Raw genomic sequence first — 22,773 nt, forward strand, 5'->3', positions numbered from 1 at the left:
CAGCTAACCAAAACCTTGAGATTTATTTTCCTGATCTTCTGCCTCTCGGAAAAACTTACGCACAATTTGAACGTCAGGTTCTACCTCAATCCACAAGCGAGCACCACCAGCTTGACTCTTATTAGGTTTATGAGGTCGGTAGACAATTTTGCAATTCCCTAAAATCTCAGCTTCGTGGCAACGGTCGTTTCTGTCGCCTTGTTTAACAGATATTGCTGGAAGAGAAGTTCCATGGTCTCGGTTATAGTCAATTTCTTTTCTCAAAACGTGAATAAAAGTATTGCCCGTGCGTTGTCCTCTATTCCAAGTGCCTTCAGGACCACGACTGCCTGGAGTAATTTCTGGCATTCCTCTTTTATTTAAAGGAATCATCCAAAATCGCTCCTCCTTATAAGCATCTTTGACGCGACCTTGCCTAAGAAGTAACCGCAGTCTAGCTGTAGAAATATTTAAAAGAAAAGCTGCTTCAGTTGTACCGACTACATCTATATCTATATCTGTATCTATCATAAACCGTTCCGGAACAAATGGACTTTATAATATACCAACTATAATATTTTTAGTAAATCATAATAAAATCTCTTTGGCAAGAATTTTTGATTTTCCAGCCTTCATATTGTATCAAACCAGGTTTATTGTCCAAATTTCTTGGGTATCATAAGTGTCCACTTGGTTTTCACCGCTCCCTAAAATTATTGGCCTATCTTTTTGTAAATACAAAATATTATCTAGATATCAGTCGAAGCAAAGCTTAGGACACGTATCATTAGCCTAAAACCCAGACAAACCAAGATTTTTCCTTCTGCCTGTCAGATATGCGTTTTACATTCTGGAGGGACTGTGTGCGGAATTACCTCCGCACAGTAGGCGTCCCGTAGGGAACCTCAGAATTAGGCACTTGCTTCTGCCCTCAGCATAAATGCCTGTTGCTATATTCTGTGCTTGGCCTCAAAATATTTCTTCTAGGAACAAAGGGAAGGCATAATAGTTTATATAGTGAAAATTTTATCTATATTGATATTTATGATAGACCTACATCTTCAAACCAAACTGCAAAAAAGAAAAAATCCATTTGGAAGTAGTCGAGTCGATCATCCTTTTCAGGCACATAACGATGCAGATAATGTTTTTAGTAAAGAATTTCACAGGATACAATCTACTCTAAAAGATATTAAGCAAGATATTAATCATCAAAGTAAAGGGGTTGTAGTTGTAGGGGAGCCTGGGTTTGGCAAAACTCACCTAATGATGCGACTAGCAAACAGTAGATTAAAAACTAATCGACTATTATTTATTCGTCAACCGAATAACCCTGATGCTGTTATTTATCATGTTTATAGTCGGATACTAGAATCACTCATTAGGAATATACCTAGAATTAATTATACTCAGCTAGAATATTTAATTACTAATAGTTGCACCAAGATTTTTGAAGAAATTTTTGTTGAAAAACCTCATCTATATCTGAAAAAGTCTAGCAAAAAAGATAGAGATATATTGGCAGAAGTGGAAAATGGTAACCACCTAAAATTACTGACATTTTTATCATCGAATACTAGAGCTAAAAGAGAACTTTGGGAACATATAGAAAATCGAGCTTATCTGTGGTGGGTAACAAATTATTCTAGTGCAGGATATGCACCAGAAATATTGAAAGGAATTATCAAATTTTGTGGATATAGAGCGATAGATTATCGTTCTATTATTAGAGAATGGTTGGCAATGAATGAAGTGCCTCAAAAATATTTGGATAAAGTCAGGATAGCGTCTTGGAATCAAAATATAGATCGAGAAGAAGTATCTCTAGAAGCATTAAAGATTTTTGGTTATTTATCGCTTCTAGATGAACCTTTAATTATTGTATTTGATCAGTTGGAAGGTTTGGGTAGAGAGTATAATCAAAATCTTTTGCATAGTTTTGGAGAAGCTATCAAGGAAATTTTTACCCATGTTCCGAATAGCTTGATTATTTTGAATTTATTTCCGGATCGTTGGGAACAGTTTCAACAAGAGTTTGATGATTCTATTGTGGATAGAATTTCTCAGTGTCAAGTCTTTTTAAATAGACCAAATGAAGAACAATTAAAAGCTATTCTTAATGAAAAGTCTAAGTCTATTAATGTACCGATAGAGCAACTTTTTACGCCACAAGAAATTCAAACAATCTTGAGTAAAAAATCTGTGCGTTCAATTATTAATTCTGCTGCTGATTTCTACAATTATAAAATTCACAATATTCCTTTGCCTGAAGATTTAAAAGTTGAAAAAAATGGCAAAAATCAACTACAAGGCAATCCCAATTTACCAAATTTAGTTTCTGATATTAAACAAATTAAAGAGGCTGTTATAAGAATATCTGAAAAGTTAGAGATTGAATCTAATATAGAAACAAACCTAGAATCAAAACTCTATAAAAATGGTAAAAAATCTATTCATCAGGAACATCAAAATCAAACTAATGCCTATAGAATTATCACAAATTACCTAAATCAGCAATATCACGAACTCGAAGAAAATTATAGTGAGTCTCAGATTATTACAAGTAGTGATGACCGAGGAAAATTGGAGAAAATATTTGAATCTTTAAAAATAGTTCAACCATCTCTAAAGTTAGATTTTCTCACGTTAGATAGAAAGAAAAAAATTCCCGACCATTTAGTTATTGAGACATCAACTCAAGGTTATGCTATAGGTTTTTTATATTATGGGGGAAACGCATTTTTTTCTCGGATGACTAACTGGAATGAATTAGTGGCAAAAAATTCTCATCTCAAGTTTTATCTATATCGAGATGCTAGAGGTTATCAAGTAAGTGGTGAAAAAAGTCTGGCAGAATTAGAGAAATTTAAAAATTTAGAAAATGCCGAATATATTGTTTTAACAAAAGATGAAAGAATTATTTTTGAACTGGTGTATCAAATAATTGTGGATATTCAAAATCAAGATATAGAAGTCGAGTTGGATGAAGCTTTATCAATTATTTTCAAAAGATATTCACATCATTCTTTGTTAAAAATAGCCTACGAAGTGACAGGAGATATTTAAAGAAGGCACTTATGCTGGTGGTAGAAGGTGGAAGGAATTTCTCCGTTGGGGATGCGAGACGTCTCCAATCAAGGAGCCACTGAAACGACTTCAGTGGGGGATTGAAACTGCTCCCGCAAGTCGCTCTTAGGTCAATGCACAGATTGCCTTCAGCATAGGTGCTTTCGTACTTCTACCTTCTGGTTAAAATTAGCAAAAATGTTATTTTCTCTGTGTTAATTACTTATAGCATTTTTGGGGATGGTGAGATACACTAACAGTAATGCGTGAACAAAAAAATAATGGGTTATAAGCGATCGCTAAAGCCAGAGTCAAAACTTAATAATTTGGCCAACATGAAATTATTATCAATTATTAAAAGTCTAATTTATTAACTAAAATGATCAGTTTGGGCGGAGTTTAGATAGTTCTGGTTAAAGATAAGTTCTTGTCTAACAATATAATTAACTGCATTAAATAAATTCTTTGCTCAAAAGCATAATTTATCAAGAAATTGATAATTAGAATGGAGCTTGCTAATCATAAATTTTTCAATCAGTTTCAGAATGTTATCCCTGAGTCTGGTTCTTCAACTGTTAATAGAGTCAGATAATTTTCCGTAAATGTCTATAAATGTCTATATTTTTATTAGACATCTCCGGAAAAGAGGGAACAGGGAACAGCGGATCTGGGAACAGGAAGAAAGAATAGATAATTTCAAATGGGAGAATTGATTTTATTTTTCATTTTCGGAGATGTCTATTGAAGTTAAATAAAACCACAGTAGAGAGGTTCCATGGAACGTCCCTACAAGGTTTTGATTGTGAGGTTAGATGACCTATCAGCAAAAACGCTGAAGTCTTCAACTATCAGCTCAAATCAAAATTATTGGTTGTAAGAATAAAAATACAAATGTACCTCACCAAGGATAAGAAACAATAAGTAATTAAGCAAAATTAATTGTATATTTAGTAGTTAAGTTAAGTAGATAGTTCAACAATTAATAATGAATAATTAATAATTAATAATTACCTCTCCTTGAAACTGATAGGATTGACGAATCATGAAAATTTTTATTTATTATCCCCTTAAAAGGGCATTGCTCATTCTTTGTCGCCAGAGAATATTTAGGGAGAGGGTAGTCCGGATGTGGAGGATGAGGAGGATGGGGAGGATGGGGGGATGGGGGGATGGGGAGGACAAGGTCTCGAAGTAAAGCCGCTGCATGAATAAAAGCGGACTTTTCTCCCACACCTCCCACACCTCCCCACTCTCTCCTACTTTTTTCTAGGCGTGACAATAAATTGACCCTGCCTTAAAAGGGGAGGCTTTAAACCAAAATTTTTGGGTAAAATAATTTTGCCTCTATTTATAAAATATACAAGTAGATTTTTTTCCCTATTACTTACTCCCTACTTCCTTAAAAAGGTTAAATTAATTTTGACTTATCTCAAATTAAATCCAACTTAAAAATCTACTTGCATAAGGTTCTTTTGGCATATCCTCAATGATCGCTCCTTGTTGTTGCAACTCTCGCTTCTTCTCTGCAGATAAACCAATACCTAGAGCAAATTTTGTCTCAGTCACATTAACTCTAGCGATATTTGTATCTCTGAGGTCAGCACCACTTAAGTTTGCACTACTCAAATTTGTATTAATTAAAATTGCTTTATGTAAATTAGTACGACTCATGTCAGCATAACTGAGATGAGCATAACTTAAAATTGCCCCACTCAAGTCAGCAGCACTTAAATCTGCACCACTCAAATCTGCACCACTTAAATTAGCACGAGTTAAGTCAGCACCACTCAAGTTAGCACCACTCAAATTTGCATGATATAAATTAGCACCAATCAAAGTAGCATTGTACAGATTAACACCAATCAAATTTGCCCTAAATAGATTAGCACGGAACAAATTAGCACGGAACAAACTTGCACCAGCTAAATTAAGATTACTAAGCTCTGCTCGAAATAAATCAATATCTCGAAAATTTCGTTCTCCAGCAGCATAACGTTCTAACAGTTGTTTAACTTCCATAATTTTTTTCTCTTAAGATTTTTTTCTTAGTATTTGAGATGTATTTCTGCTTTATAAAACCAATATAAAACGTCATAATAGTGACATTTTAATATTTACGGACTAACCATGCTTAGTCCCTTGCTTCTACTGGATACGTCGCCAATCCGACGGCTTCCCTAGTCAGCAGCAGAACCTCCACAGGCATCAACGGTCAAGCCAACCGCATTCTTTAATTAAGTCAATGCTCTTATTTCAAACTTGAAAAACAAGAGACTTATATTAATTATCTTGGAATCTTTTGAAAAGTTTAGCTGATTATTATGACATTTTTTGACAAAAGTTATTTTTCCTTGATATATACAAATAAAAGTTAATATTTCTTCAAATAAGTTGATAAATACAAATAGACTTCTTGCAGAAGTCAGGAAATAGGGAATAGGGAATAGGGAATGAAATTGTTGATTTCATATCTTGAATTGATTTCATTTTTGATTTTTGGAGATGTCTAATAGAAAAATTAATAGTAGTACTTAAACATTTTATGTTATGGTCATAAAAATGCCTCAAAGTCTCTCTAAACAAGGGAATTACGTCGATACTGGCGTTAACGATAGTTATGCGTAAGCTAATAGTCGTTTTACTCCGCAACATGAAACGTGCCTATCACCAAAATATTACAACTGAAATAGGATTGCTATAATAAAATAATAAGCTAAATGCTAAAATATTAACAAAAACCCTACCTATAATGATAAATGTTCTATTTTTGAAAAATAGTTCGTGACCAACAAATAAGGTCTCAAGCCTTCCCTTTCAAGGGGATGAAAAAGTGGTCGTTTTCGGCTGTTGCCGACATGAGCGGAGCTTTCCGTAGGATGGGATGGCAAGGTTTCCTTTCCCTCCGGGACGCTACGCGAACGCCATCCAATCGACCAAAAATTCGCGCTTAGTATTTCAGTCCTGATGCTGAGTACCAAAGATACTGATAACTGATAACTAATAACTGATAACTGAAATGACTACTACACCTCTAAATCCAACTTCCACTCAACAACCAGATTCCCTCGGCAGATTTGGCCAGTTTGGCGGTAAATATGTCCCAGAAACATTAATGCCTGCCCTGTTTCAACTAGAGGCAGCCTACAAACAATACAGTCAAGACCCTACTTTTCAACAAGAACTTCAACAACTATTACGAGACTATGTAGGTCGCCCCAGTCCTCTTTACTTTGCCGAACGTCTGACCGCTCATTACACCAAACCAGACGGTACAGGGCCACAAATCTACCTGAAACGGGAAGACCTCAACCATACTGGAGCGCACAAAATTAACAATGCTCTAGCCCAAGCTTTATTAGCTCAGAGAATGGGCAAACAACGGGTTATTGCTGAAACAGGAGCAGGTCAACATGGTGTTGCCACTGCTACCGTTTGCGCTCGGTTTGGGTTGGAGTGTGTCATCTACATGGGTGTTAACGACATGGAACGTCAAGCTCTCAATGTATTCAGAATGCGACTCTTGGGAGCGGAGGTGCGACCAGTGGAAGCTGGTACTGGTACTCTGAAAGATGCGACTTCGGAAGCTATTCGCGACTGGGTGACTAATGTGGAGACAACTCATTATATTCTGGGTTCGGTTGCCGGCCCTCATCCTTACCCGATGATGGTGCGTGATTTTCATGCGGTTATTGGGGCGGAAACCCGCGCTCAATGTTTGGAAAAGTGGGGCGGTTTGCCTGATATTTTGATGGCTTGTGTTGGCGGTGGTTCTAATGCGATGGGTTTATTCCACGAGTTTATGAATGATTTGTCGGTGCGGATGATCGGTGTGGAAGCTGCTGGCGAGGGGGTTGATACGAGTAAGCACGCTGCTACTCTGACTCTTGGACGTGTGGGTGTGTTGCATGGGGCGATGAGTTATTTGTTGCAGGATAAGGAAGGTCAGATAATAGAACCTCATTCTATTAGTGCTGGTTTGGATTATCCTGGAGTTGGTCCTGAGCATAGTTTTTTGAAGGATAGTGGTAGGGCTGAATATTATGGTGTGACTGATAATGAGGCGGTGGCTGCTTTTCAACGTTTGTCTCAGTTGGAGGGTATTATTCCGGCACTGGAAACTGCTCATGCGATCGCTTATTTGGAAATTCTTTGTCCACAGTTAAGTGGTAGTCCGCGTATTGTGTTTAATTGTTCTGGTCGTGGTGATAAGGATGTGCAAACGGTAGCGAAGTTTTTGGAGGGGTAATTAATTTGTAGGGGTTTGGTCTCCAAACCCTCTAATAGACCTCTCCCGAAAAGAGGGAGTAGGGAGTAGGAGGGAAGAATTGATGATTTATACCCATGGGATTTATTTGATTTTTGATGATCTCAGAGGTTTAATAGTAATTAAAACGTCTCTACCTATACATTGGTTTTCTTTTCTACAACCTGAGCATTATAGCTGTCGCACTTGCTCCGTCAACGCGGATCAGAACGGAGTTCTATCGCCCCCTAAACTATTTTGAGTTGAATAAAAAATCATGCATATATGCGAATAATCCCATATAACTTTTAGAGTATCACAATTTGGGAGAAGATGCAACCTTATATTTTTGAGGCGTGATTTTTTGGGGAGCTTCGGAGAATGAAAATGTTGGCGCTCTTCTATTCAGAAAGTATAGAATGTTTGCTCAATGGCGGGGTTTATTACCAGAAAATCTCTTTACTAATTGTATTCAAAAATGTCTAAAAGGAGAAAGCACTTATGACATTTTATCCGGTCGTTTATTCCAAGAAATGAATAATCCAGGAATTACTAAAGTTGGTATGTTTCAATAATTAATAATTAACAATTAACAATTAATAATTAATAATTAATAATTACCTCTTTTTAAAAAGAAGAGGATTGGTTAAAAGGAAATTTTTTCTTTTTCTCCTTTAAAGGAGAGGCTTTAAAGCTTTATTTTTCGGTAAAGGTGTAGATTTTTTCAACGGTGGATTATTTGCAACTATTCCTCAAATTGAATTACGTCGAGAATATTTAGAATATTTAGAAGCTTCAGCTAGGGAAGATTGGGGTAAAGTTCGACCTGCAATTTTTGGTAATATTTTTCAAAGTACGGTGGATGAAAAGGAACGTCATGCAGGAGGGATTCACTTTACTTCAGAAAATGACATTATGAAAATAATTCGACCGACAATTAGTAAATTTTGGGAAGACAAAATTGAGGCAGCTAATACTGTTAAAGAGTTAGAATTTCTCAGAACAGAAATGCGAAATTATCAAGTTCTCGACCCTGCTTGTGGTTCGGGAAATTTTCTCTATATGGCTTACCAAGAATTGAAACTTGCCGAACAATTATTATTAGATAAATTAGCCGAAATTTCTCAATCATCTCAGTTAGAAATGGGGTTTGTTACGCCCTTACAATTTTATGGCATAGACAATAATTCTTTTGCAGTGGAATTAGCACGAGTAACATTAACTATTGCTCGTAAAGTTGCCATTGATAAACTAGGGATAAATGAAACAGTTTTACCTTTAGATACCCTCAACAAAAATATTGTTTGTAAAGATGCTTTATTTAGTAAATGGCCTCAAGTAAATGCAATTATTGGCAACCCTCCTTTTCAGTCTAAAAATAAAATGCAGGTGGAATTAGGTCGTAGTTATATTAATCAATTAAGAGAGAAATATTCAGAAGTTCCAGGGAGAGCAGATTATTGTGTTTATTGGTTTAGAAAAAGCCACGATGAATTACCAGAAAATGGTCGTGCTGGTTTAGTAGGAACTAATACAATACGTCAAAATTATTCTCGCGAAGGAGGGTTAGATTATATTATTAATTCCGGCACTATTACGGAAGCTGTTTCGAGTCAACCTTGGTCTGGAGATGCGGTAGTTCATGTTTCAATTGTTAATTGGGTAAAGGCAAAAGTAACTGGCAAAAAGAAGCTTTACAATCAAATTGGAGATCAAGAAAGTAACCCTTGGGAAATGATGGAATTAGACTATATTAATTCTGCTCTTTCTACAGGATTTGATGTTACTCAAGCTCAACAATTAAAAGTTAATTCTGATTCCCAAAGTTGTTATCAAGGGCAAAGTCACGGACACGAAGGTTTTTTATTAACTCCCGCAGAAGCAACAGAAATGATTGTTAGTTCTAGCAAAAATTCTGAGGTGATTTTTCCTTATTTAACTGGAGATAATTTATTATCAAGTATTCCGCCACAACCGCAGCGATATGTGATAGATTTTCACCCACGAAAAATAGAGGAAGCTAAAAAATATAAACTGCCATTTGAAAGAATTAAAGAATTAGTTTTACCGACTAGAGAATCTGCTGCAGAAATAGAAATTAAACGGAATGAAGCAGCTCGCAAAAAGAATCCTAAAGCTAAAGTTAATAGACATCATCAAAACTTTCTAGCTAAGTGGTGGTTGCTTTCTTATCCCAGACCAGAATTAATCGGCAAAATTGAAAAGTTATCTCGATATATTGTTTGTAGTAGAGTCACAAAAAGACCTATTTTTGCATTTATTAATTCTGACATTAGACCTAGGGATGCTTTGCAAGTTTTCCCCCTGTCTGACGATTATTCTTTTGGAATTTTACAATCAAGTATTCATTGGCTTTGGTTTACAGAACGTTGTTCTACATTAAAGGGTGATTTTCCTTATACATCTAATAGTGTTTTTGATACATTCCTCTGGCCGCAAAATCCAACTTCAGAACAAGTTATTAATGTGGAAAATGCAGCGGTATAATTAATCAAAGTTCGTCGTCAACTTATGGATAAAAATCAAAGTAGTCTGAGAGAAACTTATCAAAATTTAGAACAAATAAAAAACACAAAATTACATCAAGCACAGGAAAATCTTGATAGTAAAGTACGTTCTGCTTATGAAATACAAAATAACGAGGAGGCTCGGAAATTTCTATTTTAACTGAATTTAGAAGTAGCAAACTAGGAAGCTAAAAATCAATCAGTTATTGCCCCAGGAATTCCGCCATTTATAACAAATTATGGTCAATTAATTAGGGAATAGTTCAGTCCAGTAGGCTCCATTTCGCGGAGGGAGATAAAAATGCAATGAATTCATCAAAGTTCGTCGTCAACTTATGGATAAAAATCAAAGTAGTCTCAGAGAAATTTATCAAAATTTAGAGCAAATAAAAAACACAAAATTACATCAAGCACAGGAAAATCTTGATAGTAAAGTACGTTCTGCTTATGAAATACAAAATAACGAGGAGGCTCGGAAATTTCTATTTTAACTGAATTTAGAAGTAGCAAACTAGGAAGCTAAAAATCAATCAGTTATTGCCCCAGGAATTCCGCCATTTATAACAAATTATGGTCAATTAATTAGCGATCGCTGTATAGCTGAAGTCAGAAGTCAGTACGGGAGCTTCATGTCGCGCAGCAAAAGTAAAATGGCAATTCCCCGGTACATTACTTACTGTGACTATAGCAATCCTATTTTATTTGTGTATAAAAATCTTACCGCTTTTAGGCAACAGCTAACAGGCAACAACTAACAGGCAGGAGTTTCAGTTTTTTTTATCTACTTTTTGATTACCCGCAACCAATTTACGATTGCTATAATATCGTCTCCTGATGATTAGGTATAATAAAAATTTCTCCTCCTTAATACCTTATTTTTCTCTTTTCTTCTCTCCTGAATTATGAATTCTGAATCCTACCTTTTTATGTCTAACTATTTAACCGAACATGATATAAATTTGAGAGGTGCGAGAATGTCCTAACTGACGACTACTATATAATGGTTTAACAAATTTACTCCTATGTCAAATTTTTCCTTACTCCTTGATTTGCTAGGATATTGAAAGATAATACCTAGGGTATTTTAATTCCCCAAAACCTCCTTCAAAACCATAGCTTAAAGAAGTTGTGCATAACACAGAGTAGATTAAAAAATGAATCATAAATATTTAAAACAAATTTTCTGGAGTCTGGCAATATTTTTGAGTAGTTGTAATTATCAAAAGTTAATCGAAAATTTGCCGGAAATGCCAGAAATTCAAAATTCCAGACAAACTCCTATCTCTAGAGAGAGAGTAGCAATTTCATCTGATGTTAATGAGTTAGAAAAATCTGTATTTGCCCAAGTAAATCAATATCGACAATCTCAAAACTTACCACCTCTAAAGTGGAATAATACTATTGCTCAACAAGCTGCAATTCATGCTCAAAAAATGGCTAATGGAAAAGCAACTTTTAGCCATGATGGGTTTCAACAAAGAGTAGAAATAATCAGTCAAAAAATTCCTTACAAAAGTGCTGCTGAAAATTTAGCTAATAATTTTGGTTATAGTAATCCAGGAGAAAAAGCTGTTGTCGGTTGGATTAATAGTCCTGGTCATCATAAAAATATGGTGGGTGATTATAATTTAACTGGTATTGGTATTGCCAAAAATTCTGAAGGAACATATTACTTTAATCAGCTTTTTATTAAAACTAGGTAGAAAACAGGAATATGAAGCTAAACCATAAAATTTTGGCAACATAACTTTTCCCAATTTTTCCTCAAAGTGTGCATGGTATTATTCCTTTATTATCTGAACAAATCCATGTTATACCCATAATTATTCAAAAGGTTAAAGCAAACTTCAGCAATTAACAATTAATATTTACCGAATTCCTTTTAAGGATAGGTAAATATTTTTTACTTGGGTGGTTGCTATCTAATTTTACTAAGAGAAATAATCAATAAATATCTTTAATTTGAAGCAATATTTTTAGATTGATTATACGAAATTAATGCCTAGATAGTTACAGTATCTAGAAGTATACAACTATTAAGAGATTTGGTGCTGAGTGAATAAAAATAATCGGAAAAAAATTCAAGTAATTGTATTAGCTTTAGGTTGAAAATCGAGAATAATACAGTTCTCATCATCTCATCCCAAAAGAGCGATCGCTCTTTACTAATAGTAAGAAAAAAATTAATTTATATTATGTCCGATAGTATCGGAGTATGTATAGAATCTAAGTCGTAATTGGAAGAAATCCTTCTGCCTCCGGCTTTCCTTCCACTAAAGTATAAGTATTCAAGCGGACATGATCTTATACCAATTACCATGCATTAATACTATACTTCAGCTACACTTCAACAATCAAATAGTTATCAAGATTCAAAGTCTTTTTTTGACAATTTCAAATTTCATTAGTATATATTTTTCGGGTAGTCCTGCTGAGGAATGGCGAAGATACATAAGTTTTGTAATTTCTTCCCACACGAACCAACTTCCCACACGAACCACACTCGCCACACTCGCCACACCTCCCACACCTCCCACACCTCCCATACCTCCCACACTCTCTCTACCATTCCTCAGCACCACCACCATTTTTCGTACGGACGTTTTGCTGACGCTTTCGCTCCGCTAACGCTACGCGACATGGAAAGCGCAGCATTCCCTATAAGAAAACGCATTAATGCTCAAGCAACGTCCCTACCTCTCCCCTCCGACACTCGCCAGACTCCCCACACTCCCCACACCTCCCACACTCCCCACACCTCCCACACCTCCCACACTCCCCACACTCCCCAGACTCCCCACACTCCCCACACCTCCCACACTCCCCACCGAATCCTAATTGCATTGTCTGAAGCACTCCAAAAACGGCGATGAAAGAAAAAGGAATTGCACAAAATCAAAAATTTTGATACACTAAGATTAATGGGGGTTGCTCGCCCCTGTGCATGATTTTTTATTCAACACAAAAATATGAATCATACCGAAATCACCATCACCCTCAAACTATTCGCAGCCTATCAAGAAGCTTACAAACTTCCCGAAGTCCAACTCAGCATTCCCCCAGAAACAAAAGTATCCCAACTTCTAGAAAACATCATCAGCCAACACCCCGAACTAAAAAAGTGGCGAGATGTCACAAAATTTGGCATCAACCTCAACTTTGTCCCACCAGAAACCATCCTTAAAGACGGCGACGAAGTAGTCCTAATTCCTCCAGTCAGTGGTGGCCTCAATAGCTTTAGAATTTAGATATTTTTTTTAGAAAATATAATTTCTTCCGTATCTAAACAATGAGTGATAGACTTAAAGGAAATTTTCTAGAATAAAATGCTACATTTTCTAGCAAAAAAATAGAAATAAGTAATATTAAATACCAAAGTTTAGAAAAAAATTATTTCCTTCAAGAAGATGTAGCAATAATAGTCAATGTATCGTATTAGATACTTCTAAAATTTCCATATTAACAACCGAATTAACCAGTAAATTAGTAGTATTAACTACCAAACTAAATTATTTATGTGTAGCATTTAATATAGAAAAATATATATAAAAATTAATCCCGACTATTTTTGTCGGGTATAGTTGACGGTGATTTTTACCTATGCTACTATCAAAAAAATGCTAAATAGATCTGAGAAATGAAGTAGGGAGAAAGACTATGACCAAGGCCACAACAACTCACAACCAAATCCAAACTACAAACACAGCCATAGAAAGCCTCAAGTGCAAAGAATGTGGAGAAGAGTATCCACTAGAAGCAAAACATATATGCGAAGACGTATGCTTTGGTCCTTTAGAAGTAAAATATAACTATGAAAAACTCAGTCAAACAGTGAGTCGGGCGACAATTGAAGCAGGCCCTAAGTCTATCTGGCGTTATCGTCAATTCCTACCAGTAACAACAGACAACGTTATAGATGTAGGAACAGGTATGACCCCCCTAGTAAAATCAGAACGTTTAGCGCGTCGCTTGGGTCTGAAAAATCTCTACATTAAAAATGATGCGGTAAATATGCCTACCCTTAGTTTCAAGGACAGGGTAGTATCAGTTGCCCTGAGTCGTGCTAGGGAATTAGGTTTCTCCACAGTATCCTGTGCAAGTACGGGCAACCTAGCTAACTCCACCGCAGCGATCGCCGCCAAAGCAGGTTTAGAATGTTGTGTATTTATTCCTGCTAACTTAGAAGCAGGTAAAGTTCTTGGTACTTTGATTTACAACCCAACAGTTATGGCAGTTGACGGGAATTATGACCAAGTAAACCGCCTCTGTTGCGAAGTGGCAAATACTTACGGTTGGGGTTTTGTAAATATTAATCTCCGCCCTTATTATTCTGAAGGTTCAAAAACTCTTGGTTTTGAAGTTGCCGAACAACTAGGATGGAAACTTCCAGACCATGTAGTTGCTCCTATTGCCTCCGGTTCCCTCTACACGAAAATTTATAAAGGGTTCCAAGAATTTGTCAAAGTAGGTTTAGTGGAAGATAAGGCAGTTCGTTTTAGTGGAGCGCAAGCTGAAGGTTGTTCTCCAGTAGCTCAAGCATTTAAAGAAGGTCGTGATTTTATCAAACCAGTTAAACCTGATACTATTGCTAAGTCAATTGCTATTGGCAACCCCGCAGATGGTATCTACGCATTAGAACTAGCTCGCAAAACAAATGGTAATATTGAATCTGTGACTGATACTGAAATTATTGAAGGTATCAAGTTATTGGCAGAAACAGAGGGTATCTTTACTGAAACAGCAGGTGGTACAACTATTGCTGTATTAAAAAAATTAGTAGAGGCTGGTAAGATTGACCCTGAAGAGACTACTGTTGCCTATATTACAGGTAATGGCTTGAAGACTCAAGAAGCAGTACAAGGTGAGATTGGTGAACCTCTAAAAATAGAAGCAAAGTTGGATGCTTTTGAGAAAGCATGGGCACGCGCTCAAACATTAGAACGTCTTGAATGGCAACAAGTTTTGGTTTAATTTTCCTCGTAGGGGTTTGGTCTCCAAACCCTGATTCCAAACTACAAGGAAATTTTCAAATTATATAGTCAGGACTTACGCAGAACCAGCATATTTAGTAGGGGCGAATGGAAGAAAGCCCTCTACAGATAGCGTTTTACCTAATAATTTGCGTAAGTCCTGATAGTGAGTTTAGAGTGTCTTGAGTGGCAACAAGTTTTAGTTTAATTTTTCTCGTAGGGGTTTGGTCTCCAAACCCTAATTCCAAACTACAAGGAAATTTTCAAATTATATAGTGAGTTTTACAGCGGTTTTCATTTCAGTGAACCACAATAAGGGCGAATGCCATTCGCCCCTACAGGGTTGTATTTAGTTGTATTTATGACAATGTGGTTTATTAATCTGAAAAGCACTGTAAAAGATAATTTTTTTCTTAAAAGATAAATATATGATTGAACTAACCATCATAATAAATATTTGGAAATAAGTATTATCTACACGAACAAATTATTAAGTTATGGCAGTTACAGTTTTAGTTCCTACCCCACTGCAAAAATTCACCGAAAATAAAGCAGAAGATAAAGCAAAAATTGAAATTGAATGTGACGGTGGTAGTATCTCGGTATTAATAGATTCTCTAGAAACAAAATTTCCTGGTATTAAAAAAAGTCTGTGTGATGATCAAGGGGAACCCAGGAGATTTTTAAATTTCTATGTTAATAGTGAGGATATTCGGTTTTTAGATGGCACAAAAACAATACTTAACGATAAAGATGAAGTTAGTATTGTTCCTGCTGTTGCCGGTGGTTGAATAAGTTTGGAAAAAAAGGGTTTTTGAGAATCTAAGTTTTTGAAAATTGCCTATTAGTTTCTAAAAATAACCTCAATCAATTTACTTGAAAGGATGTGTTAACTAAATTTAGCGCATCCTTCAATTTTTCAATTTCAGCAAATTAATACCGCGAATCACCCCTACAAACCAGAAACCCGGTTTTTCCAAAAAACCGGGTTTCTACTTGAGAACTAATTCTGAATCAATAAGTCGCTCTCTGTTAGATCGGGTGCCCCTGTCAACCTGGCAAACAACCCACCACTGCCAAAACCAGTATTGCTACCGTTGGGGTTGTAATACAAGTTGCCGCTGGATGAAACGTAAACTATTTCTGCGCTGCTGCCGGATGCTGCGGAGTTGTTGGCGACTACGGCAAATTCGCTGTCGTTACTGAAGCCATTTCCTGCTCTGCTGTTTAAGCTTCGGAATGTGGTTTTATCTAAGACTATTGTATCGGTACCTACAACAAAGTTAGCTATTCTATCTTGACCAATGGTGTTTCTGGTAAATGCTCTGCCACTATTATAGATAAACCTGTCGGCACCGCCTCCACCATTGAGTAGATCGTTGCCACTACCTCCGGTTAGTTGGTCGTTTCCACCGCCTCCGTTGAGGGTGTCATTGCCGTTACCTCCTGTGAGGATGTCGTTGTTTCTGCCACCGTTAAGTCTGTCGCGTCCTCCACCTCCATTGAGAGTATCATTGCCGTTGCTGCCAGTTAGGGTGTCGTTGCCACTGCCACCGTTGAGTCTGTCGCGTCCTCCACCACCGTTGAGGTTGTCGTTGCCATTGCCTCCAGTAAGGGTGTCGTTGCCATTACCTCCAGTGAGTCTGTCGCGTCCTGCACCACCGTTGAGGTTGTCGTTGCCATTACCTCCAGTGAGGGTGTCGTTGCCATTACCTCCAGTGAGGCGATCGTTTCCTGCTTCTCCAGTTAGGGTGTCGTTGCCGTTGTTGCCATCTAGGCGATCGTTTCCGCCTCCTCCTAAGATGGTATCGTTGCCACCTCTGCCTCTCAAAGTATCTCTGCCACCGAGACCGTTGATGAAGTTGGCTGTGTTATTGCCGTTCAGGGTGTTGTTTCTGTTATTGCCGATGAGGGATGTATTATAGGATGACGGAGATATTGCCAGAGTCTCTGTTCGGCACGACAATATCCAAGTCATTGTCGCCATCAAGGTCAGCTAAACTTACGTCTTCGGGGAGGTTACCTCCTGTGGGAATATCGATAGGGAAAGCAAATTGAGAATTTCCTCTACCCAAGAAGACTAGAAGATTATTTGAGTTCTCGTTAGATACCACAATATCATCAAAACCATCTTTGTTAAGGTCGGCTACACCCAACCCCTCAGGTCCATCACCTGCATCAAGTAAGGTAGGGCTGTCAAAAGTGCCATTTCCATTACCTAGTAAAATAGAAATATTGTCTGAGTCACGGTTAGCGGTAACTAAGTCTATCCGACGATCATTATTAAAATCACCTACTTCTACATCTATCGCATTTTCACCTGTATTAAATTGTGTTGGAAGGGAAAACCCACCAGTACCGTTGCCTAAATAGATCGAAACAAAGGAAGTAAAATCACTATTAATAAATTGAGTAGTGGCAACATCTAGGATTGAATCCCGATTAAAATCTCCTGTAGCTACAAGAATAGCACCTGTTGCTTGAGTTGTTACTTGACTAAAGCCACCATTACCATCTCCTAGTAGCGTAATGATGGTGTTTCCTTGAGACTGGGTTGTGGCTAATATGTCCAGATTTCCATCTTGATTAAAGTCTGCTACTGGAAGTGAAGTAGGAGCGTCTATTCCTGTAAAGGTTTGAGGAACTAGAAAACTGCCGTTGTCATTACCTAAAAATACTGATACACTATCTCCGTTAAAGTTGCCAACAACAAGATCGTTAAAGCCATCTTCATTGAAGTCACCAAGATTAACACGGTTAGCTCCATCTCCTGCTGGAATGAGAGTAGGAGTTTCAAAAGTTCCATCGCCTTCACCTATAAATATGGAGACATTATCTGAGTCAGTATTACCAGTCACGATATCAGGAATGCCATCATCATTTACATCGCCTGTATTTGTGAAGATAGCTCCAATTCCACCTGTAGGATAAGTGGTAGCTTGACTAAACGTCACCAATACCCCCGGATAACTCTCCACTACTTCCGGTAAAAAAGCCAACTCAGAATTAACCTCACCGATCGCCGCATCTAACTCCCAACTCCCATGTAATTTTTTGCTTCCTACCCGATGGGTTGATGCAGCAATATTTGCTCCCGTCAACTGATGCAGTCGAGTCAATAAACCATTAACCATGTTCCCAGAGAAACCTGCCACTTGACAAGCATATAAAAGAATATCTCCCACACCCCACTCCGCTAATAAATGGGAATATCCTTCCAAACTAGCAACAGTAATAGCAGTTTTACCTAAATACAAAATACCCGGTTCACCGTGACAAACAACTTGTAAATTACGGGCAGAATATTTCGATAAAGCAAGAGTAATCTGAGGAATAGCATCCTCCCCGCTATCTATAATTACAGCTTTAACTCCCGGTTTGACTCCTGTAAGTAACATTTGAGCATCTTCAACCCGGGAGTCGATCGCCACTAAAGTTTGAACTGGTGCAGTTACGCAGGAAGCGCCACCGACCGCACAATCATTCGAGAAATTCAGCATAGTTTCCCCTATTTATTTTGTTAGCAATTTGTTAAAAAGGTATACAAAAATATTTAGACCTTGCAGACATACTAAATCTACTTGATTTGGTATAAAAAATATTCCATCTTCAATTATTGCCAAATCTTTCTCAATCTCCTGTAGGGGCGAATGGCCATTCGCCCCTACAACATCTAATTACCTGTAGAACAGACGTCTTATCTCTTCAATGTATAATTAATTTTTGCCTGCTACATAGAAACAGTAATTCGCGCAGAAATAGAATATTTGTTACGCGGTTTTTTAGTTAATTATTGTATTTGTCAAACTTGATATTGTCAGTAGAAAAAAGTTGGATTTAGTAGGTAGTTTATTGTATTGAATTTCACTCTACTAAGTAGGAAAAAGTTATATTTTAGGAAACGGTCATTTCAGTTTATCAGTACTTACGCAGACGAACCCAGAAACCCGGTTTTTTCCCTCAATATTTATGGTGAAAAACAACGATTTATCCTAAAAACCCGGTTTCTTTGCGTAAGTTTTGTTTATTTAACAAATAGGAAAAACCAGATTTACCCGAATTTTTAATGTGCAAAATAAACCCGTTAGGAAACTTGTCAAGCATTAAAAAAAATGCTAATATAATGTCAAATTTCCACTATTGAGGTAACAAGATGCTAGACATAACCAAAGACATCGACTCCCTCACTAACTTTAAGCGCAATACCGCTGCTTACTTAGAGCGAATCAAGGAAAGCGGACATCCCCTAGTTCTCACGGTTAATGGTAAAGCAGAAGTAGTAGTCCAGGATGCCGAATCATACCAAAAATTACTGGAGTTAGTCGATCGTATACAAGCGATCGAGGGTATTCAAGCAGGTTTAAAATCTGTACGAGAAGGACGCACTTTTCCAGCAAAGGAAGCACTAACCAAACTCAAACAAAAACATGAAATATCGAGTTGAAATTACCGATGTAGCTTTAGCAGAAGCGGAGGAAGTTTATGTGTGGATAATGGATAGGTTTTCCCCAGAAAGTGCCCAACAGTGGTTTGAAGGTCTTATGGATGCAATTGAATCTTTAAACAAAAGCCCAAAACGGTTTTCTCTCGCACCAGAAAATGACGTTTTCCCTGAAGAAATCCGTCAAGTATTATATGGAAAAGGACGTGGAATGTATCGCATACTTTTTACAATTTCAGAATCAATTGTTTATATTTTACACGTTCGTCATGCTTCTCGTCAATTTATAGAGCCATAAAAAAACGAAATAGCATATAGCTCTTTTTGGGCAAAAGAGATCGACGTTGTTAATATTATTTAACAAATAAGAAAAACCAGGTTTATCGGAGTTTTTAATCTGCAAAATAAACCTGCTTTTAGAGGAATTTTGACTTTTAATTAGGGTTTGCTGAATAAATATAAAAGTATTGACAGATAAAGATTTAGCGCCTTTTTAGGTCTTGAAAAAGTACCTGGTTTTCAGCTCTTCATGCTCAAAAATTTAGCATTTTTGGCGCATTGTTGGGCCAAAAAATTACTCTCCTACTCCCCTACTTCCCTACTCCTTAAAAAAGACTTTTTCAGCAAGCCCTAATTAGAAGCGATCGCTTCCCCTGTTATGTTAGTTTTTTTGTCTGCAATACGGTCGCTAAAATTATTTAACCAATAACAAAAAATAGTGTTTTAGCTCCATGATTCCCAAGAAAAAGGCTGAACTTCCCTAATTCGTTTAAAATCATTGTCGGCAGAAACTAAAGTTAATCCATGTTGAATAACTGTGGCAACTATCCAAAGGTCATGGTCGCTAAATCCTAAATTGCTTATATTCGTGCGACGACGTTTATTTTTATCTTTTGGAGCAAAGTGAGCGAAAATTAATGCTTTGAGTTGGCTATAAATTATGGCAGTTTCTTCGTCTATAAAATAGAGATTTACACTGGTCAAAAAAGCTTCTACTGCCCTGCGGTTTTCCAGGACTTTTTCTGAATTTTCACTCATATAAAACAGTTCCGCATAAGTGATGATGCTAATACTAATACTGTCATTTGCGTGAGTATTTAAAGCATCAATTACTTGAGAATTGCCATTAATAATATAGCTACAGTGGTTTGTATCCAACAAATAAGACATGAAGAATTAAAACTGAGTTTTCGAGCGCGTTTCACGGACAAAATCAAGGCAACTTTCCAGGTCGTCACCCTGCCAGGTACCGGCGAATTTTAGTAAGTCTTTAGCAGTTTTTCCCCTCTTTATAGGTGGCTGTTTGTGCAAAGAAGATGAATCAGTATTTTCTAGTAATTGGGGTGGTCTTTCTAAATTTTCATCAGCTAAAGAACCATAAGTTTCATCAATAAATTTTTGCCATTCTAATCGAGATTTTTGTTCTTCAGTTAAAGAAGATAAATCACTCTTTTCTACTGATTGGATAGAGTCGAGAAAGTCACTAACCAGGGCAAGTCTTTCTGGCGATAGTCTATCGAGCTGACTTTCGATTTTTTGACGCAATTGAAATGTATTCATATTAGTTTTTTAATATTTTTTTACCGACAATACTTTACCAGAACTATAGCAATCCTAAATAGGTTTTAACATTTTATCGTAGGAGTTTGGTCTCCAAATCCCTTTTTTGCTTGGGTTTGGGGACTAAACCCCTACAGTTTTTTTTCACAAATCATTTAGATTGCTATATTTAAGAATTGCTACTAACGCGTCTAGCTTTAAAATGTGGGTAAATTTGAGTCAATGAAGACCTCTCCCCCAACCCCTCTCCTGCAAGGAGAGGGGAGAAACTCCCTCTTCCCTCTTAGGGAAGGGGGTTGGGGGGTTAGGTTGTACCCACAATTTTAGTCTAGACGAGCTACTACAGTCTTGACCAAGTAGCAAAAAGTAGGATAAAGTAACCTTATCCACCAAATCCACAATACCCACTCAATTTTCATGGACTTCCAAGAATTATTAGCATGGGCAGATCAGCAGGTATTGGCCCACACTGGAAAACCCTTGGACGACCTCCAAAAAGCCATTTTACGAGGCACCTGGGAACGTGAAAAATACTCCGATATTGCCAATTCCTACCATTGTACCGAGGTTCATGTTAAAAAGGTGGCTTCTCAATTGTGGAAAACACTCTCACAAAGTTTAGGCGATGGAGAACAAATAAATAAATCAAATTTGCGCTCAATGTTCCACAGATGGCAAGTCTCGAATCTCTCAGTCTTCAGTAGACATATCGGACACATCGGTAATGTCAGTGTCTGCGGAAACGCCTCACATCCGCTAGAATTTCCCAAGCAGCAACAGAGCGATCGCTCCCCTTCCCCAAACAAAAGCAAACCCCATATAGATCGCTCCGAAGCACCAGACCTAGAATATTGTTGCGATCGCTCCCACGAACTCGATACCCTAAAAAACTTACTCCTGGAAAAACGGACTCGTCTAATAACAATTTCCGGAATTAGCGGTATGGGAAAAACAGCGATCGCCCTTCAGTTACTATCAGAAATAGAAGATAAATTTGACTATATAATCTGGCGGAGTCTTCGCGGTTCCCCAACCCCAGAAACTACTCTCAAATCTTTAACTCAATTTTTTTCTAATATTCCCCAAAACCGCAAAAATCAAAAAGAAGAAGAGCAACTATCTTTACTAATAGAATATTTGCGAAATAATCGCTGTTTAATAATATTAGATGACCTGCATAAAGTGCTAGAAAAAAATAAATTAGTCGGTCATTATCAACCGGGATACGAAAATTATAGAAACCTTTTTCAAACCATCGCTGAACTATCCCATCAAAGCTGTCTAATTTTCAACAGTTGGGAATTACCCTTAGAAATAGTCGATTTAAAAAATAAAAATGCCCCCATTTCCTGCTTGGAACTAGAAAGTTTAGGAAAAACCGCCAATAAAATCTTAGAAAAAGAAGGTTTATTAGATCAAGAAAAATGGTCGGAATTAATCAATATTTATGGAGGCAACCCCCACTGGTTAAAAATTGCAGCAACAGGAATTCAAGATTTATTTGGAGGTAGAGTAGGAGAATATTTACAATACAAACCTCTATTTTTAGGAGACGAATTAATCGTTATTTTAAAACAACATTTAACTCGGATAACCGACTTAGAAAAGCAGATTTTATTACAAATTAGCTCTCAAAAAGAACCAGTTTCTATCTCTTGGTTGCGGGAAAGTAGCGATCGCTCCAACTCCGATATTTTGAATGCCATTAGATCCTTGACGAAGCGATCGCTTCTAGAAAAAATCGAAAGGCAAAATTCAACCCTATTCACCGTTAAACAAATTTTTCAAGAATATTTGTTAGAGCAAAATTTATCAACTTGATTACTTTCCAACTTTTTCCTCAATATTTCTCCCATCTGCTGAATATCTTCCTCTGTTTAAAGAACCAGTTTCTATCTCTTGCTTGCGGGAAAGTAGCGATCGCTCCAACTCCGATATTTTGAATGCCATTAGATCCTTGACGAAGCGATCGCTTCTAGAAAAAAT

22 protein-coding genes are annotated in these 22,773 nt (G+C 37.0%); 13 read left to right on the forward strand and 9 right to left on the reverse strand.

Annotated elements, in window-relative coordinates; translation table 11 throughout:
• Nucleotides 1-3: 3 nt before the first annotated feature.
• The gene (locus F6K40_RS18635) at nt 4-510 is read right to left on the reverse strand and encodes a DNA-binding protein (RefSeq protein WP_293138459.1); all 507 of its coding nucleotides are present in this window, start codon (nt 508-510) and stop codon (nt 4-6) included.
• A 513-nt stretch (nt 511-1,023) separates the two neighbouring features.
• On the opposite strand from F6K40_RS18635, the gene F6K40_RS18640 reads away from it, so the two are divergent.
• A complete protein-coding gene (locus F6K40_RS18640; RefSeq protein WP_293138461.1) occupies nt 1,024-3,045 on the forward strand; it encodes an exonuclease in 2,022 nt (673 codons plus the stop codon).
• Between the two features lie 1,000 nt (nt 3,046-4,045).
• Here the strand turns inward: F6K40_RS18640 and F6K40_RS18645 are convergent.
• Both F6K40_RS18645 and F6K40_RS18650 read right to left on the reverse strand, forming a co-directional pair.
• A complete protein-coding gene (locus F6K40_RS18645) occupies nt 4,046-4,324 on the reverse strand; it encodes a hypothetical protein (RefSeq protein WP_293138463.1) in 279 nt (92 codons plus the stop codon).
• A 155-nt stretch (nt 4,325-4,479) separates the two neighbouring features.
• Nucleotides 4,480-5,064, reverse strand: coding sequence for a pentapeptide repeat-containing protein (locus F6K40_RS18650; RefSeq protein WP_293138464.1), 585 nt, complete (start codon nt 5,062-5,064; stop codon nt 4,480-4,482).
• A 997-nt stretch (nt 5,065-6,061) separates the two neighbouring features.
• On the opposite strand from F6K40_RS18650, the gene trpB reads away from it, so the two are divergent.
• The 6 genes from trpB to F6K40_RS18680 all read left to right on the forward strand — a co-directional run bounded on the left by trpB (nt 6,062) and on the right by F6K40_RS18680 (nt 11,519).
• The gene (trpB, locus tag F6K40_RS18655) at nt 6,062-7,291 is read left to right on the forward strand and encodes a tryptophan synthase subunit beta (protein ID WP_293138466.1); all 1,230 of its coding nucleotides are present in this window, start codon (nt 6,062-6,064) and stop codon (nt 7,289-7,291) included.
• Between the two features lie 353 nt (nt 7,292-7,644).
• Nucleotides 7,645-7,863 (forward strand): hypothetical protein, encoded by a 219-nt coding sequence (locus F6K40_RS18660; protein WP_293138468.1) that lies wholly within the window; start codon nt 7,645-7,647, stop codon nt 7,861-7,863.
• Nucleotides 7,864-8,203: 340 nt separating this feature from the next.
• Nucleotides 8,204-9,796 (forward strand): DNA methyltransferase, encoded by a 1,593-nt coding sequence (locus tag F6K40_RS18665; protein ID WP_293138470.1) that lies wholly within the window; start codon nt 8,204-8,206, stop codon nt 9,794-9,796.
• 24 nt (nt 9,797-9,820) lie between these two features.
• On the forward strand, nt 9,821-9,976 hold the full coding sequence (locus F6K40_RS18670) for a hypothetical protein (protein WP_293138472.1): 156 nt from the start codon (nt 9,821-9,823) through the stop codon (nt 9,974-9,976).
• A 175-nt stretch (nt 9,977-10,151) separates the two neighbouring features.
• Nucleotides 10,152-10,307 (forward strand): hypothetical protein, encoded by a 156-nt coding sequence (locus tag F6K40_RS18675; RefSeq protein ID WP_293138474.1) that lies wholly within the window; start codon nt 10,152-10,154, stop codon nt 10,305-10,307.
• Nucleotides 10,308-10,970: 663 nt separating this feature from the next.
• Entirely contained in the window at nt 10,971-11,519 is a 549-nt protein-coding gene (locus tag F6K40_RS18680; protein ID WP_293138476.1) for a CAP domain-containing protein, read from the forward strand.
• Between the two features lie 701 nt (nt 11,520-12,220).
• Here F6K40_RS18680 and F6K40_RS18685 read toward each other — a convergent pair.
• Complete coding sequence (locus F6K40_RS18685; RefSeq protein ID WP_293138478.1) at nt 12,221-12,385, reverse strand: hypothetical protein; 165 nt, start codon at nt 12,383-12,385, stop codon at nt 12,221-12,223.
• A 111-nt stretch (nt 12,386-12,496) separates the two neighbouring features.
• Complete coding sequence (locus F6K40_RS18690; protein WP_293138480.1) at nt 12,497-12,715, reverse strand: hypothetical protein; 219 nt, start codon at nt 12,713-12,715, stop codon at nt 12,497-12,499.
• Nucleotides 12,716-12,785: 70 nt separating this feature from the next.
• On the opposite strand from F6K40_RS18690, the gene F6K40_RS18695 reads away from it, so the two are divergent.
• The 3 genes from F6K40_RS18695 (at nt 12,786) to F6K40_RS18705 (ending at nt 15,577) form a co-directional block, all read left to right on the forward strand.
• Nucleotides 12,786-13,064 carry a MoaD/ThiS family protein gene (locus tag F6K40_RS18695; RefSeq protein WP_293138482.1) on the forward strand — a complete coding sequence of 93 codons (279 nt, stop codon included), beginning with the start codon at nt 12,786-12,788 and terminating at the stop codon, nt 13,062-13,064.
• Between the two features lie 409 nt (nt 13,065-13,473).
• Complete coding sequence (gene thrC / locus F6K40_RS18700) at nt 13,474-14,787, forward strand: threonine synthase (protein WP_293138484.1); 1,314 nt, start codon at nt 13,474-13,476, stop codon at nt 14,785-14,787.
• A 496-nt stretch (nt 14,788-15,283) separates the two neighbouring features.
• Entirely contained in the window at nt 15,284-15,577 is a 294-nt protein-coding gene (locus F6K40_RS18705) for a MoaD/ThiS family protein (RefSeq protein WP_293138486.1), read from the forward strand.
• 212 nt (nt 15,578-15,789) lie between these two features.
• Here the strand turns inward: F6K40_RS18705 and F6K40_RS18710 are convergent, their stop codons facing one another.
• Entirely contained in the window at nt 15,790-16,764 is a 975-nt protein-coding gene (locus F6K40_RS18710; RefSeq protein ID WP_293138488.1) for a calcium-binding protein, read from the reverse strand.
• Entirely contained in the window at nt 16,706-18,286 is a 1,581-nt protein-coding gene (locus tag F6K40_RS18715; protein WP_293138490.1) for an FG-GAP-like repeat-containing protein, read from the reverse strand. Before F6K40_RS18715 ends, F6K40_RS18710 begins: the two co-directional genes overlap by 59 nt.
• A gap of 653 nt (nt 18,287-18,939) precedes the next feature.
• Between F6K40_RS18715 and F6K40_RS18720 the strand changes: the two genes are divergently transcribed.
• The gene (locus F6K40_RS18720; protein WP_293138492.1) at nt 18,940-19,230 is read left to right on the forward strand and encodes a type II toxin-antitoxin system Phd/YefM family antitoxin; all 291 of its coding nucleotides are present in this window, start codon (nt 18,940-18,942) and stop codon (nt 19,228-19,230) included.
• Nucleotides 19,214-19,525, forward strand: a complete 312-nt coding sequence (locus tag F6K40_RS18725) for a type II toxin-antitoxin system RelE/ParE family toxin (protein ID WP_293138494.1) — start codon at nt 19,214-19,216, stop codon at nt 19,523-19,525. The genes F6K40_RS18720 and F6K40_RS18725 overlap by 17 nt, the downstream gene beginning before the upstream one ends.
• Before the next feature lie 425 nt (nt 19,526-19,950).
• Here the strand turns inward: F6K40_RS18725 and F6K40_RS18730 are convergent, their stop codons facing one another.
• Together F6K40_RS18730 and F6K40_RS18735 are read right to left on the reverse strand one after the other, a co-directional pair.
• Nucleotides 19,951-20,397 (reverse strand): type II toxin-antitoxin system VapC family toxin, encoded by a 447-nt coding sequence (locus tag F6K40_RS18730; RefSeq protein ID WP_293138496.1) that lies wholly within the window; start codon nt 20,395-20,397, stop codon nt 19,951-19,953.
• 6 nt (nt 20,398-20,403) lie between these two features.
• Nucleotides 20,404-20,787 carry a hypothetical protein gene (locus tag F6K40_RS18735; RefSeq protein ID WP_293138498.1) on the reverse strand — a complete coding sequence of 128 codons (384 nt, stop codon included), beginning with the start codon at nt 20,785-20,787 and terminating at the stop codon, nt 20,404-20,406.
• A gap of 417 nt (nt 20,788-21,204) precedes the next feature.
• Here F6K40_RS18735 and F6K40_RS18740 point away from each other — a divergent pair, with 417 nt between their 5' ends.
• On the forward strand, nt 21,205-22,608 hold the full coding sequence (locus tag F6K40_RS18740; protein ID WP_293138500.1) for a helix-turn-helix domain-containing protein: 1,404 nt from the start codon (nt 21,205-21,207) through the stop codon (nt 22,606-22,608).
• Nucleotides 22,609-22,773 lie beyond the last annotated feature (165 nt).

Origin of the sequence: Okeania sp. SIO3I5, assembly GCF_010672085.1 — a bacterium.
GTDB lineage: Bacteria > Cyanobacteriota > Cyanobacteriia > Cyanobacteriales > Microcoleaceae > Trichodesmium.